The following is a 13226-nucleotide window of genomic DNA, read 5'->3' as shown; positions in this document are numbered from 1 at the left end:
ATCCCCAACCCCTCTCGACAACCGGAGTAGTCGTATGCCCTCGACATCGACAGTCGACAGACCCAGCAACGTCTCCGAAGCCCTCGCCCGTGGCCGCCTCGGCATCCCGTCGGTCATCTTCTTCGTGCTCTCCGCCGCCGCGCCGCTGACCGTGGTGGCCGGTGTCGTCACCACCGGCTACGGCGTCATCGGCGTGACCGGTATCCCGCTGGCCTTCCTGGTGGTCGCCGCGGTGCTCGCCCTCTTCTCGGTGGGCTACGTGGCGATGTCCCGCCGGGTGGAGAACGCCGGCGCGTTCTACGCCTACATCTCTCGTGGCCTCGGCCGCCCGGCCGGCGTGGGGGCGGCCTGGATGGCACTGGTGGCGTACAACGCGCTCCAGGTGGGGCTCTACGGCACCATCGGCATCGCCGCCGAGCCCGTGCTCGACCGGATCTTCGGCGGGCACCCGCACTGGTCGATCGTCGCCCTGGTGGCGTGGGCACTGGTCGGGCTGCTCGGCCTGCTCCGCGTGGACATCAACGGTCTGGTCCTGGCGGCGCTGCTGGTCGCCGAGATCGTCGTGGTCCTGATCTTCGACCTGGGTCAGCTCGGCAACCCGGCCGGCGGCGAGGTCGACTTCGCTGGGTTCTCGCCGGACAACCTCTTCGTGCCCGGGGTCGGCGCGGTGCTGGTGCTGGCGATCCTCGGCTTCGTCGGCTTCGAGTCCGCCGTGGTGTTCAGCGAGGAGAGCAAGGACCCGAAGCGGACGGTGCCGTTGGCCACGTACCTCTCGGTGGGCATCGTCGCCGCGCTGTACGCGCTCTCCTCCTGGACCATGACCGTCGCGGTCGGGTCGGACCGGATCGTCGCCGAGGCTGGCGAGCAGAGCGTCGGGCTGATCTTCAACCTGGCCGCCGCGCAACTGGGGGAGACGGCAGTCACCATCGGCCAGGTGCTCTTCCTGACCTCGGTGCTGGCCGCGATGATCTCTTTCCACAACACCACGGCCCGCTACACGTTCGCGTTGGGCCGGGAGCGGGTGCTGCCGGCGGTGTTCGGGCGAACCTCGCCGCGCAGCGGCGCTCCCCGGGCCGCCTCGCTGGCGCAGAGCGTCCTCGGCCTGCTGGTCATCCTGCTCTACGCCGTCAACGGCTGGGATCCAGTGGTCAAGCTGTTCTTCTGGGTCGGCACCAGCGGCGGCTTCGGCGTGCTGCTGTTGATCGCCACCACCTCGGTGGCGGTGATCGCCTACTTCGCCCGCTCCGGCGGCACCGAGACGCTGTGGCGGCGGGCCATCGCACCCGGCGTGGCCACCATCGCGCTCGTCGTGATCATCTGGCTGGCCGTGTCGAACTTCGCCAACCTGCTCGGCGTCGCCCCGGACTCCAGCCTGCGCTGGATGCTGCCCGCCGTGTACCCGGTGGCGGCCGCGTTGGGCATCGGCTGGGCGCTGCTGCTGCGCAGCAACCGTCCGGACACGTACGCGAGGATCGGCCTCGGCGCGGCGAGCGCCGCAGCGGCCGTACGGCCGGCGGAGCAGCCACCGGCGCCGGCCAGTGCGGAGGTGCCCCGGTGAGCGCGAGGAGTGAGCCGGGGTTGCGAGCCCCGCAGTCGCGAACGAAGGCAGCCCGATGAGTGCGGACATCGACCGGCTCGGGCCCGAGGACACGGCCCTGGTGGCGGGTCGGATCGCCGAGGCGTTCACCGCCCTGCGGGTGACCCGGTGGCTGGTGCCGGACGCGAGCAAGCGGGAGGCGGTGCTGGCCGGGGACTTCGAGATCATCGTCGACCACGCGATGCGGCACGGCCTGGTGTTCGGCACCGCGGACCGGTCCGCTGTCGCGGTCTGGTTGCCGTCGGTCGGTGAGCCGGCCCCGCCACCGCCGAACTACGACGCCCGGCTCGCCGCCGCCTGCGGCGAGTGGACCGACCGCTTCCAGCATCTCGACGAGCTGTTCGCGGCGAACCACCCCCATGATGACCATCACCACCTCGCCTTCCTGGCGGTCGAGCCGGGGCGGCAGGGGCACGGGTTGGGCACCGCCCTGCTGGAGCACCACCACGCCTGGCTGGACGCCAACGACATGCCGGCCTACCTGGAGGCGAGTGACCCCCGCAGCCGGGACCTGTACGCCCGGCACGGCTACCGGGCCGGCGAGCCGTTCCGGGTGCCGGACGGCACGCCGTTCTGGCCGATGTGGCGGGAGCCGGCGGGGCGCTGACGAAACCGGCCGGGCCGCTGTCCGGGGGGCAGTGACCCGGCCGGTACGCCGAGCGTGTGCTGGTGTGTAGGCGCGGTCGAGGGCCGGGTCCGCCGACCCGGCCCTCGACCGTCAACCGTTCAAAGCGTGCGGTGCGATCAGTACGTGCCGTCGAGCTGGCCGCGCAGCTTGGTCAGCGCCCGGGCCAGCAGCCGGGAGACGTGCATCTGCGAGACACCGATCTGGTCGGCGATCTGCGACTGGGTCAGGTTGCCGTAGAACCGCAGCGTGAGGATCTTCTGCTCCCGCTCGTCGAGCGTGGCCAGCGCGGGGCCGAGAGCGACCCGCAGCTCGGCCAGCTCGAACTCGCTGTCCTCGCCGCCGAGCATGTCGCCCAGCTCGGTGGCGCGTTCGCCGTCGCCGGTCGGGGTGGACAGCGACACCGCGTTGTAGGCGCGGGCGCCCTCCAGGCCTTCCAGGACCTCTTCCTCGGTGAGCTTGAGGTGGGCGGCGATGTCGGCCACCGTCGGCGAGCGGCCGAGGGTCTGCAGAAGCGAGCTGTTGGCGTCGGAGATGGCCAGCCGCAGCTCCTGGAGGCGACGCGGCACCCGGATGTCCCACGTGCGGTCGCGGAAGTGTCGCTTCAGCTCGCCGATGATGGTGGGGATGGCGTACCCGGCGAAGTCGACGCCGCGGGACGGGTCGAACTTGTCGATGGCCTTGATCAGCCCGACGGCGGCGGTCTGCGCCAGGTCGTCGGTCGGCTCGCCCCGCCCGCTGTAGCGGTGGGCGAGGTGGTTGGCCAGGGGGAGCCAGGCCTCGATGGCCCGGTCCCGCAGAGCGGCGCGCGACGGGTGGTTGACGGGCAGCGCGGCCATGGCGTTGAGCAGATCGGCGGCGCTGTCGGTGAGCGCCCGCGGGTCGAGCTTGGTGGTGCTCGTCTGCTCGGCAGCGGCGGTGCTCGGCTGCTCGGTGATCGTTGGCGCGGTCATGGGTGGTCCTCCCTGCACCTCGTCCGCGGACAAAAAGGCGTGACGCTTTGGTTTAGCTGTGAATGGGCCGTTCGGGACTCACCTTAGCCTGATCGGCCCTCGGAAATCCAGCCGAAAGGCTGATGTACTTAAGCCGTGTTGAACCATGAAACGGGACAAAAAGGGACGACAGTTGGCAGGGCTGTGAGGTCACGTACCCAATCTTCGGGTGATCCCTCGGCAGCCGGCCGTCCCGTTCCTTCCTGTCCGGCCGGTTCGTCGGACCCGCCGATCGGTCAACACGAAATCCGACATTGGGCCCGGAGTGTCGTCTATCTGTCGTTGTCCCGTCGGCGGGACTGCCCGTAGCTTCGGTGTACACACCCGGTTCGGAGGCACCGTGCTCGATCCAGCCGCTCCCCAGCTCGTCGTGAACAGTCGCACGCTCTACGTCAGCTGGCTGCCGGCGGACCCGGACGCGGTGGCCGCGCTGGTCCCGCCCGGGCTGCGCCCGCGCCCGGATCGGCAGGTGTTCCTCAACCAGTACGTCGTCGACGACGAGACGCAGACCTCCGGCTTCGGCGCCTACTCGCTGACCTACCTCGGTGTCTCGCTGGTCGGCGTCGACGCCCCCGGCGGGATCAGCCCGGGTGGCTGGTGGACCCACTACGTGGCGTCCAGCCGGATGGTCCGCGACTACGCCACCGCCCGCGGCGCCCCGGTGCTCGCCGGCCGGACCCGGATCGAGGCGGACGGCGAGGACCTGTTCTCCGAGACGGAGGTCGACGGGACGCCGCTGGTCCGGGCGCGCTGCCGCGTGGGGGAGACCGGCCACCTGATCAGCAGTGGGCACCACCGCTACTTCACCCGTCGCGACGGTCAACTCCTCAGCTCGGTCTACCCGTACGTGGCGGAGCCGGTCGCGCCGTTCGAGATCGAGTCGGTGGAGTTCCTGCCCGGGCACCCGATGTACGCGCTGCGCCCGGCCAACCCGCTGATCATCGGCTTCGGCTACTACTCGCCGCGCTCATCGTTCGCCTACCCCGGCGGGTTCAGCGTGTACCCGGGCGGGGCCGACCTGCCCGAGCCGGCGCGGCAGGTTCACCAGGTGCCGGCCAGCCTGGCCCGCAGTGGCCGGCCGTCGGGGTCGTAGACCAACCGGTAGACCGGCAACGCCCACGCCCGGGTGAACCACGGCAGACGTTCGGGGCGGTGCGGGCGCAGCCGGCCGGGCGGCCGGTCGCCGACCTGACCGCCGTCGTACCAGCGTTGCAGCGCGTCGGCCGCGGCCGTGACGGCCGCGACGGCCCGCGCCGGGTCGAGCAGGTCGGCGTCGTCCGTGCCGGCCGGGTCGCGGTCCAGGTGCTCGCGCCAGAGTCGCAGTCGAAGGTCCCGGGCGAAGACCCGCGCCCCGTCGCCCTGGCCAGGTGCGTCGGTGGGCTCCCGCTGGTCGCGGGTGTCGTCGAGCACCGCGCAGGACAACTCGCTGTCGTGCGTCCAGGACCGGCGGTTGAAGTTGTCGCTGCCCACGCTGGCCCAGACGTCGTCGACCACGCAGACCTTCGCGTGCACGTAGACCGGCGCGCCGGCGTGGTTCTCCACGTCGAACACGTGCACCCGGTCCGGTGCGGCGCGCTCGCACAGCGACAGCGCCTGCTCGCGGCCGACCATGTTCGGTGGCAGCGCCATTCTGCCGTCCACGTCCGGGTGCCGGGGCACCACGGCGACCAGGTGCAGCTCGGGATTGTCCCGCAGGGCATGTGCGAACAGTTCCGCCACTTCGGCCGACCAGAGGTACTGGTCCTCCAGGTAGATGAGTCGGCGGGCGCGGCGTACCGCCTTGGTGTAGCCGCGGGCCACGGTGCGCTCGCCGTCGGGCGCGAAGGAGTAGCGCGGCCGCACGGCCGGGTAGGTGCGCAGCACCTGGATCTGGTGCGGTCCGCACTCGGGCGGGTCGGCGGGCTGCTCGGGCAGCGGGTCCGGACGTAGGTCCGACCCGCGTAGCCGGTCCCGCAGGTACGCCATCGGGTTCTCCGAGTCCAGTGGCATCGGGTCGGTCCAGCGTTCCCGGAACAGGGTGTCCAGCGCGCCGACCACCGGGCCGCGCACCGCGAGCTGCACGTCGTGCCAGGGTGGGTGGGGGCCGTACCGGGGGGACATCGGCACCGGCTGCGGATCGCCGTGGTGTGCCGTGTCGTCGCGGCGGCTGTGGCACAGGTCGATTCCACCGGCGAACGCGATGTCGCGCTCCGGGGCGTTCAGGTGCCGCAGCACCACCAGCTTCTGGTGGTGCGAACCGCCGCGGCGGACCCGCTGGTCGAGCAGCACCTCACCGCCGGCCGCGGCGATCGTCTCGCTGAGGTCGCGGTTCTCCGCCTCGCTGTAGGCCAGCGCGTCGAGGTGTGAGCGCCAGATCAGCCCCTTGACCACCACGCCGCGCTGGGCGGCCTGGGCGAAGAGTTGGGCCACCGTCGGGCCGTCCGGGCGCAGGAGTTGGTCCGGGTCGCCCCGCCAGTCGGTGAAGAACAGGTGGTCACCGGCGGCCAGCGTCTGCACCTCGTCGACCAGCCGGTCGAAGTACGCCGCACCGTGAATCAGCGGCTCGGCGAGGTTTCCCGTGGTCCATACGGGTAACCCAGAGACCGGGTTGGCGCGTTCCTGCGCGGTGAGGAACCAGTCCCGCAACGGCACGATCCAGCCCTCCCCGAGGTCGACAACGTCCTCACGGTAGGACCCCGGCCGTGCATACGCACGCCAGGCCGACCTGACCGGTCGGACCGCCGCCATCCGTTCGACGCGACAACCGAGGAGGCCACACCATGCCCCGCGAGACGACGAACCCCGTGACCGAGCACCGCGAGCCGGCGGTGGAGAGCGAACGGGGGGCGCTGGTAGCGGTGTTGGTGATGGTGATTCTGGGCGTCGCTGGGATTTTTGCGGTCTCCTGAGGTGGCGCCGGCACCCTCCGGGGTGCCGGCGCCGATCTCAGAGGTCGACCGAGGTCAGGGCCGCGAGCCCTGACCGTCGGTGTGCGGCACCCGCTCGGTGGGGATCACGCCGAGCCGGCCGGCCTGGAAGTCCTCGAACGCCTGGATCAGCTCGTCCCGGGTGTTCATCACGAACGGGCCGTACTGCGCCACCGGCTCCCGGATCGGCTTGCCGCCCATGATGTAGAGGTCCAGCGCGGGGGTGTTGCCGTCCTGCGTGGGGTCGGCGCTGAAGCGCAACGCGTCACCCGGCCCGTGCACGGCGAGCTGACCGGTACGCACCGGCCGACGGTCGGTGCCGACCGTTCCGCGCCCACCGAGCACGTACACCAGGGCGTTGAAGTCGGGCTGCCAGGGCAGGTCGACCTGCGCCCCCGGCTGCACGGTGACGTGCGTGATGGTGATCGGCGTGAAGGTGGAGCCCGGGCCGCGGTGCCCGGCCACCTCACCGGCGATGACCCGGATCAGCGCGCCCCCGTCGGGCGTGGTGAGCAGCGCCGACTCCCGGCCACGGATGTCCTGGTAGCGGGGCGGGTTCATCTTGGCCGCGCGGGGCAGGTTGACCCAGAGTTGGGTGCCGTGGAACAGCCCGCCGCTGACCACCAGGTGCTCCGGCGGCGCCTCGATGTGCAACAGGCCACTGCCGGCTGTCATCCACTGGGTGTCACCGTCGGTGATGGTGCCGCCGCCACCGTGCGAGTCCTGGTGGTCGAAGACCCCGTCGATGATGTAGGTGACCGTCTCGAAGCCGCGGTGCGGGTGCCACGATGTCCCCCTCGGCTCGCCCGGCGCGTAGTCGACCTCACCCATCTGGTCGAGGTGGATGAACGGGTCCAGGTCGCTCGTCGACACCCCGGCGAAGGCCCGGCGGACCGGGAAGCCCTCGCCCTCGAAGCCGCTGGGCGCGGTGGTCACCGTGCGGACCTTGCGGAAGCTGGTGCTCTCGTCGAGCCGGGGCAGGCGGGGCAGGACGAGGACGTTGTCAACGGTGATCGCGGGCATCGGAGGCTCCTTGACTCGTGGCGTGGGTGTTCGGGGTGGTCCGGGCCGCCCGCAGGCGGTGACCGAGCCGGTCGAAGACCCGGGTGAGGCAGGCGACCTCGGCGTCGTCGAGGTCGTCCATCAGATGGGTACGCACCGACGCCAGGTGGTGGGGTGCGGCTTCGGAGAGGGTGAGCAGCCCGGCGGCGGTGAGCACCGCCTCGCTGCCGCGCCGGTCGTCCGGGCAGGCCTGCTTGCTGACCAGCCCGCGGCGTTGCATCGAGGAGATCTGGTAGGTGAGACGGCTGGGGGAGAAGACCAGGCGGCCAGCCAGCTCACCCATCCGGAGCCGCTGCCCCGGCGCCTCGGAGAGCAGGACCAGCACGTGGTAGTCGGCGAAGCTGAGGCCGCTGTCGGCCCGCAGGTCGTCTTCCAGTTGGGTGAACAGGCGCTGGCTCGCCTCGATGTAGGCGCGCCAGGCGGCCGATCGGGTGCTGTCCAGGTTCTCTGTCACAGCTTCGACGATAGCACTCGTTAAAAATTTAACTAGTGCCGTAACCCGTCGTCTGCATCACCCTGAGTCCGCCTTTCCGCCTGAGTGGTGCAGCTTTGAAGGAACACTGCGGAAATGGGGCGGCGGAGTCGGCGCGGGGTGTGCCAGACTCCCGCCTCGTGGAACACGTGGAACTCGCCGCCGGCGACCTGCTGCTGCGTCCCTGGCGGGACGCTGACGCCCCGGCGGTGCGCGACGCCCTGCGCGACCCGGCTATCGCGCAGTGGAACCCGCAGGGTGGCGGCCCGGTCGACGACGAGGCCGCCCTGCTCTGGGTCCGGCGCCGGGCCGACTGGTCGGCCGGCGACCACGCCTCGATGGCGGTGACCGCCGCGACCGGTGGCGACCTGCTGGGCTCGGTGTCACTGCACCACATTCACCACGGCGACGCCTCGATCGGCTACTGGACGGTGCCGGCCGCGCGTGGCCGTGGGGTGGCGGTGCGCGCCGTCGGTCGGCTCACCGACTGGGCGTTCGCCGACCTGCGGCTGCACCGGGTGGAGTTGTGCCACGCGGTGGCCAACTCGGCCTCCTGCCGGGTCGCCGACCGGGCCGGCTACCTCGCCGAGGGGACGCTGCGCGAGTCGTACCAGTACGGCGACGGCCGCCGCCACGACGAGCACCTGCACGCCCGCCTGGCGACCGACCGTTAGTCGGAGGGTGTCACTCGGCGACCTTGCGGAGGAACGCGGCGAGGGCGGTCCTGACGCGGTCGATCCGCTCCGGCAGGGGTAGGGGCTCGGGCATGCGGGGCTCGGCGCGCTTCTTCCCGCGCAGATAGAGCGAGCAGGCCAGGTCGGAGCAGATGTACGTGCCCACGGAGTCACCTTGCCGGCCACCCGGACCGGCCTTGCGTGCGGTCATCAACGAGACGCCGTCGCCGACGTGCGTGGTCAGGCAGAGCGAGCACATGCTGTGCCGCCCGCGCCCGGTCTGGTGCGTCGCGGCCCGCAGCACCACTCCGACGAGTTTCCCGTCGGATTCGGTGACCAGGTAGGCCCGCTGCGGCGCCGCCGGGTCCCGCCAGCCGAGGAAGTCGAGGTCGTCCCAGGGGCGCATTTCAAGATCGTTTGGTACGGCCATCCGCTTCGCCTCACCCTGCGTGCAGTTGACGAAGGACTTGCGGATGGCAGATTCGGTAACCTCTAACATAGGTAGTAGCCTAGCTCTCCTAGGCAAACGAATAAGGAGGCTAGTTTTGGAGGCTGCCGCGTGGCACGTGCGGGGCTGACCGCCGAGCGCCTGACCCTGGCCGCCGCCGACCTGGCCGACGAGGTGGGCCTGCCCAACGTCACCGTCGCGGCGCTCGCCCGCGCCTTCGGCGTCAAGGACGCGAGCCTCTACTTCCACCTCAGGAACGCACAGGAGCTGCGGGTCCGGGTGGCGCTGCTGGCGCTCGCGGAGCTGGCCGACCGGGTCGCCGACGCGCTGGCCGGCCGCGCCGGCAAGGACGCGCTGGTGGCCTTCGCCAACGCGTACCGGGACTATGCGAAACAGCACCCCGGGCGGTACGCCGCCATGCAGATCGACCTCGACCCCCAGACGGCCGCCGCGAGCGCGGGTGTCCGGCACGCGGAGATGACCCGGGCGATCCTGCGCGGCTACCGACTCGCCGAGCCGGACCAGACCGACGCGGTGCGGATGATGCACAGCACCTTCCACGGCTTCGTCAGCCTGGAGAGGACCGGCGGGTTCCGCCACACGCCCCGCTCCGCCGACGACTCCTGGGCGCGCACCCTCGACGCCCTCGACGCTGTCCTGAGCAACTGGCCGGCCACCGCCTAGGCTCGCAGGGGTGCAGGATCTCGAGTTGGCCGACTGGCGCGAGCGGGTGGCCCGGCTGTACCTGTCCGACGTCGACCTCGCCGGCTTCCGCGCCGGCCGCGACGACCTCTTCGCCACCCACCCGCAGAGCCCGATCCCGCCGGCCGACCGCGCCGGCTTCACCGGGGTGCGCTACTTCCCGCCCAATCCGGAGGCGGTGGTCGAGGCGCCGCTGCGACCGGCCACCGGCGAGCTGCGGGTGGACACCGGCGGCCCGGACGGCGTGGTCGCGTACCGCCGGGTCGCGGTGGCCGAGACGCCGTGGGGGCCGCTGACCCTGTGGTGGATCGAGGCGTACGGGGGCGGGCTGTTCGTGCCCCTGCGCGACGGCACCTGCGGGCAGGAGACCTACGGCGGCGGCCGGTACCTCACCGACACGGTGAAGGGCACCTTCGGTCGGGGCGTCGAGCTGCTGCCCGGCGACCGGGTTCGGCTGGACGCCAACTATCTCTACAACCCGAGCTGCGCCTACGACGACCGCTGGGCCTGCCCGCTGGCGCCGCCGGAGAACCGCGTCGACGTGCCGCTGCGGGCCGGAGAGCTGGCGTACCACGACTGACCGGCCGCCCCGGCGTGCTGCCGGGACGGCCGGTGCGTGGTCGGTGGCTCAGCGGGCGTTCGCTGGCGCCGGTTGGGGCATCCGCAGCCGGGCCAGCACCTGCCGGGCCTGGTCGGCGAGCTGCGCGTCGACGATCACCGCGTACTGGCCGGCGCGTAGCGAGCTGGCCGAGGTGAAGTCCCGCTGCCCGCCGGTCATCGCGTGCGCGACGGCGCCGAACACGGCACCCCAGATCGCACCGATGACCAGGCCCACCAGGATCACCGCCACCCAGTTGCCGACGGTGAAGATGCCGAACAGCAGGCCGATGAAGAGCCCGAACCAGGCGCCGGTGCCGGCGCCGAGCAGGGCGGCACGGCCGGTGGTCATCCGCCCGAGCACCGTCTCCACCAGTGTGAGGTTGGTGCCGACGATGGCGCTGTGCTCCACCGGGAAGCGGTTGTCGGCCAGATGGTCGACGACCTGCTGCGCGGACGGATAGTCCGGATACGAACCGATCGTCACGGTGGGCGGGCCGCTCTCCGGCCCGTGCCCGTCGCCGGCCGGTGTCGACAGGCGCCCTGCCGGACCGGCCGGGAGCAGGTCGCCGCCCTGTGTGCCGGGCCGCCACGCGGCGGCCGGCCCCGAAGCTGAGGTCATGAGCATCCTCCCTCGTCAGAGCACCGGGTTCCCGTAAGCGTCGAGCGGTAACGCCATCCGCCACGGCGTATGCCGTCGCGGGTAAGGCATGTGCCGTGCCGGCCCGGGTAGGTAGGCAGGTGCAGAGCGGACAGATCAGCGACCACGGTTTCCTCGCCGACGGCCGCAGCGCTGCGCTGGTGGACCGCTCGGGCTCGGTGAACTGGTGGTGCCCGGGCCGTTTCGACGCGCCGTCGGTGTTCGCCCGGCTGCTCGACGAGAAGGCCGGGCACTGGTCGATCCGGCCGGAGGCCGACTTCACCGTCAAGCGCCGCTACCTCGACGACAGCCTCGTGCTGCGGACGGTCTTCCGCACCGACCAGGGGGAGGTGGCGCTGACCGACGCGCTCGCCTTCGAACCCGGCGCACGCGGGCACGACATCGGCATGCACTCGCCGCAGGTGCTGGTCCGCAGCGTGCGCGGGCTCTCCGGCGAGGTGCCGATGCGGGTGCACTACCGACCCTGCTTCGAGTACGGGCGGACCACGGCGTACCTGGTCGAACGCGACGGCGCCCTGGAGGCGGTCGCCGGGGCCGCCCGGCTCAGGCTGCGCGGCAGCGTGCGGCTGAGCTGCGGCGACGGCGACGCCGCCGCGACGTTCACCGCCCGCGCCGGCACGACCCACAACTTCTCCCTCGGGTACGCCCCGACCTACGACGCCCCGCCACCGGAGCTGCCGCGGGCCGACCAGACGATCGCCGACACGGTCGAAGGGTGGCGCTCCTGGGTCCGGCAGCACGGGTACGACGGCCCCTACGCCGAGCAGGTGCGGCGCAGCGCGCTTGTGGTGCAGGGCATGACGTACCGGCCCAGCGGGGCGGTGGTGGCCTCGGCGACCACCTCGCTGCCGGAGAAGGTCGGCGGGGACCGCAACTACGACTACCGCTACGTCTGGGTGCGCGACTTCAGCCTCACCCTGCGGGCGTTGTGGCGGTCGGCGTGCTTCGACGAGGTGCAGCGGCAGTTCGCCTGGTTGAGCCAGGCGATGGGCCGGGTCGACGACGGGCTGGTGCCCATCATGTACGGGGTGCTGGGGGAGCGGGACCTCACCGAGCACCGCCTGGAACAGCTCGACGGCTACCGCGACAGTCCGCCCGTCATGATCGGCAACGACGCGTGGCGGCAGCGGCAGACCGACATCTTCGGCGAGGCGCTGGATGCGGCCTGGCTGATGCGCGACCGGCTGGAGCCGTTCGACCCGGAGATCCACCATCTGCTCCGGTTCTTCGCCGACCAGGCCGTGCGGGACTGGCGGCTACCGGACGCGGGCATGTGGGAGGAGCGCGGGATCGAGCACCACCACGTGTCGTCGAAGGTGCAGTGCTGGGCCGCCCTGGACCGGGCCGTCCGCTTCGGTGACCGGCTCGGCTCGCCGCAGGACGTGGCCCGCTGGGCAGCCGCCCGCGACGAGGTGCGCGCGACCGTGCTGGCGCGGGGGTGGAACGAGCGGCTCGGGGCGTACACCGGGATTTTCGATTCCGACGACCTGGACGCGTCGGTGCTGGTGATGCCGCTGGTGGGGTTCCTGCCGGCCGACGACCCGCGGATGCGCTCGACGGTCCGCGCGGTGGAGCGGCAGTTGTCGCACGACGGCCTGCTGCGCCGCTGGGACGGTGACCCGGCGGGGTTCGTGATCTGCTCGTTCTGGTTGGTGGGGTGCCTGGCGCTCGCCGGTGAGCGGCGTCGGGCGCACGAGCTGTTCTGCGCGTTGGCCGCCCGGGTCAACGACCTGGGCCTGTTCGCCGAGCAGATCGACCCGTTGACCGGGGAGCAGTTGGGCAACTTCCCCCAGGCGTTCTCGCACATCGGGCTGATCAACGCCGCCGGCATCCTTACCGATGTGGAGCGGGACCCGGAGCTGCGCGATCGTGGCATGCCGCCGGCGCACTTCACCCCGGCGCGGTCCTGAGCCACCCCGGCACAGGGGCGTGTCACGAACGCGGGACAATGCCGGGATGCGGCTGGTGCTCACGGCGGACACCCACCTGCCCAAGCGGGCCCGGGACCTGCCCGGGCCGCTCTGGACGGCCATCGAGGCGGCGGACGTGGTGGTGCACGCCGGCGACTGGGTCGACGAGTCGCTGCTCGACGCGATGACCGCGCGGGCACGGCGACTGATCGGGGTGTACGGCAACAACGACGGCCCGGCGCTGCGGGCCCGGCTGCCCGAGGTGGCCCGGGTCGACCTCGACGGCCTGCGGGTCGCCGTGGTGCACGAAACCGGCCCCCGGACCGGTCGCGAGCAGCGGTGCGCGGCCCGCTTCCCCGACGTCGATGTGCTGGTCTTCGGGCACTCACACATCCCCTGGGACACCGTGGCCCCCGGCGGGCTGCGCCTGCTCAACCCCGGCTCACCCACCGACCGCCGGTCCCAGCCGCACGCCACCTACCTCACCGCGGAGATCCGCGCCGCGCGCCTGACCGAGGTCGAGCTGCACCGGCTGCCGGCCCGCCGCTAGTCCTGCCGGTCGGCACCGGTCCATGCCGCC

The 13226-nt window shown here is 72.0% G+C and carries 15 protein-coding genes; 9 read left to right on the top strand and 6 right to left on the bottom strand.

Features of this window, described 5'->3' with window-relative positions; genetic code table 11:
- Positions 1 to 34 precede the first annotated feature (34 nt).
- Both ABZ780_RS24925 and ABZ780_RS24920 read left to right on the top strand, forming a co-directional pair.
- On the top strand, positions 35 to 1558 hold the full coding sequence (locus tag ABZ780_RS24925; RefSeq protein ID WP_357487653.1) for an APC family permease: 1524 nt from the start codon (positions 35 to 37) through the stop codon (positions 1556 to 1558).
- A gap of 55 nt (positions 1559 to 1613) precedes the next feature.
- Entirely contained in the window at positions 1614 to 2204 is a 591-nt protein-coding gene (locus tag ABZ780_RS24920) for a GNAT family N-acetyltransferase (protein ID WP_357006161.1), read from the top strand.
- A 137-nt stretch (positions 2205 to 2341) separates the two neighbouring features.
- On the opposite strand, the gene ABZ780_RS24915 is transcribed toward ABZ780_RS24920, so the two are convergent.
- A complete protein-coding gene (locus ABZ780_RS24915; RefSeq protein ID WP_357006164.1) occupies positions 2342 to 3175 on the bottom strand; it encodes a SigB/SigF/SigG family RNA polymerase sigma factor in 834 nt (277 codons plus the stop codon).
- Positions 3176 to 3554: 379 nt separating this feature from the next.
- Here ABZ780_RS24915 and ABZ780_RS24910 point away from each other — a divergent pair, with 379 nt between their 5' ends.
- A complete protein-coding gene (locus ABZ780_RS24910; protein ID WP_357006167.1) occupies positions 3555 to 4307 on the top strand; it encodes a hypothetical protein in 753 nt (250 codons plus the stop codon).
- Here the strand turns inward: ABZ780_RS24910 and ABZ780_RS24905 are convergent.
- Positions 4256 to 5845: a phospholipase D-like domain-containing protein gene (locus ABZ780_RS24905; RefSeq protein ID WP_357487652.1), complete on the bottom strand. Its 1590-nt coding sequence runs from the start codon at positions 5843 to 5845 to the stop codon at positions 4256 to 4258. The genes ABZ780_RS24910 and ABZ780_RS24905 overlap by 52 nt on opposite strands.
- A gap of 128 nt (positions 5846 to 5973) precedes the next feature.
- Here ABZ780_RS24905 and ABZ780_RS24900 point away from each other — a divergent pair, with 128 nt between their 5' ends.
- Entirely contained in the window at positions 5974 to 6102 is a 129-nt protein-coding gene (locus ABZ780_RS24900; RefSeq protein WP_280116081.1) for a hypothetical protein, read from the top strand.
- 54 nt (positions 6103 to 6156) lie between these two features.
- On the opposite strand, the gene ABZ780_RS24895 is transcribed toward ABZ780_RS24900, so the two are convergent.
- Together ABZ780_RS24895 and ABZ780_RS24890 are read right to left on the bottom strand one after the other, a co-directional pair.
- Entirely contained in the window at positions 6157 to 7143 is a 987-nt protein-coding gene (locus ABZ780_RS24895; protein WP_357006172.1) for a pirin family protein, read from the bottom strand.
- Complete coding sequence (locus tag ABZ780_RS24890) at positions 7124 to 7636, bottom strand: MarR family transcriptional regulator (RefSeq protein WP_357006174.1); 513 nt, start codon at positions 7634 to 7636, stop codon at positions 7124 to 7126. The genes ABZ780_RS24895 and ABZ780_RS24890 overlap by 20 nt, the downstream gene beginning before the upstream one ends.
- Before the next feature lie 158 nt (positions 7637 to 7794).
- Between ABZ780_RS24890 and ABZ780_RS24885 the strand changes: the two genes are divergently transcribed.
- Positions 7795 to 8328: a GNAT family N-acetyltransferase gene (locus ABZ780_RS24885; RefSeq protein ID WP_357487651.1), complete on the top strand. Its 534-nt coding sequence runs from the start codon at positions 7795 to 7797 to the stop codon at positions 8326 to 8328.
- A gap of 10 nt (positions 8329 to 8338) precedes the next feature.
- Here the strand turns inward: ABZ780_RS24885 and ABZ780_RS24880 are convergent, their stop codons facing one another.
- The gene (locus ABZ780_RS24880; protein ID WP_357006179.1) at positions 8339 to 8827 is read right to left on the bottom strand and encodes an FBP domain-containing protein; all 489 of its coding nucleotides are present in this window, start codon (positions 8825 to 8827) and stop codon (positions 8339 to 8341) included.
- Positions 8828 to 8887: 60 nt separating this feature from the next.
- On the opposite strand from ABZ780_RS24880, the gene ABZ780_RS24875 reads away from it, so the two are divergent.
- Both ABZ780_RS24875 and ABZ780_RS24870 read left to right on the top strand, forming a co-directional pair.
- Entirely contained in the window at positions 8888 to 9460 is a 573-nt protein-coding gene (locus ABZ780_RS24875; RefSeq protein WP_357487650.1) for a WHG domain-containing protein, read from the top strand.
- 10 nt (positions 9461 to 9470) lie between these two features.
- Entirely contained in the window at positions 9471 to 10058 is a 588-nt protein-coding gene (locus tag ABZ780_RS24870; RefSeq protein ID WP_357006182.1) for a DUF1684 domain-containing protein, read from the top strand.
- Positions 10059 to 10106: 48 nt separating this feature from the next.
- Here ABZ780_RS24870 and ABZ780_RS24865 read toward each other — a convergent pair whose 3' ends face one another.
- Positions 10107 to 10697, bottom strand: a complete 591-nt coding sequence (locus ABZ780_RS24865) for a general stress protein (protein WP_357006184.1) — start codon at positions 10695 to 10697, stop codon at positions 10107 to 10109.
- Positions 10698 to 10816: 119 nt separating this feature from the next.
- On the opposite strand from ABZ780_RS24865, the gene ABZ780_RS24860 reads away from it, so the two are divergent.
- Entirely contained in the window at positions 10817 to 12646 is a 1830-nt protein-coding gene (locus ABZ780_RS24860; protein WP_357006186.1) for a glycoside hydrolase family 15 protein, read from the top strand.
- A 46-nt stretch (positions 12647 to 12692) separates the two neighbouring features.
- The gene (locus tag ABZ780_RS24855) at positions 12693 to 13196 is read left to right on the top strand and encodes a metallophosphoesterase (RefSeq protein WP_357006188.1); all 504 of its coding nucleotides are present in this window, start codon (positions 12693 to 12695) and stop codon (positions 13194 to 13196) included.
- The last annotated feature ends 30 nt before the right edge of the window (positions 13197 to 13226 follow it).

The sequence above is a fragment of the Micromonospora sp. NPDC047467 genome, from assembly GCF_040643095.1.
GTDB lineage: Bacteria > Actinomycetota > Actinomycetes > Mycobacteriales > Micromonosporaceae > Micromonospora.
This window is presented reverse-complemented; position numbering and strand designations above follow the sequence as displayed.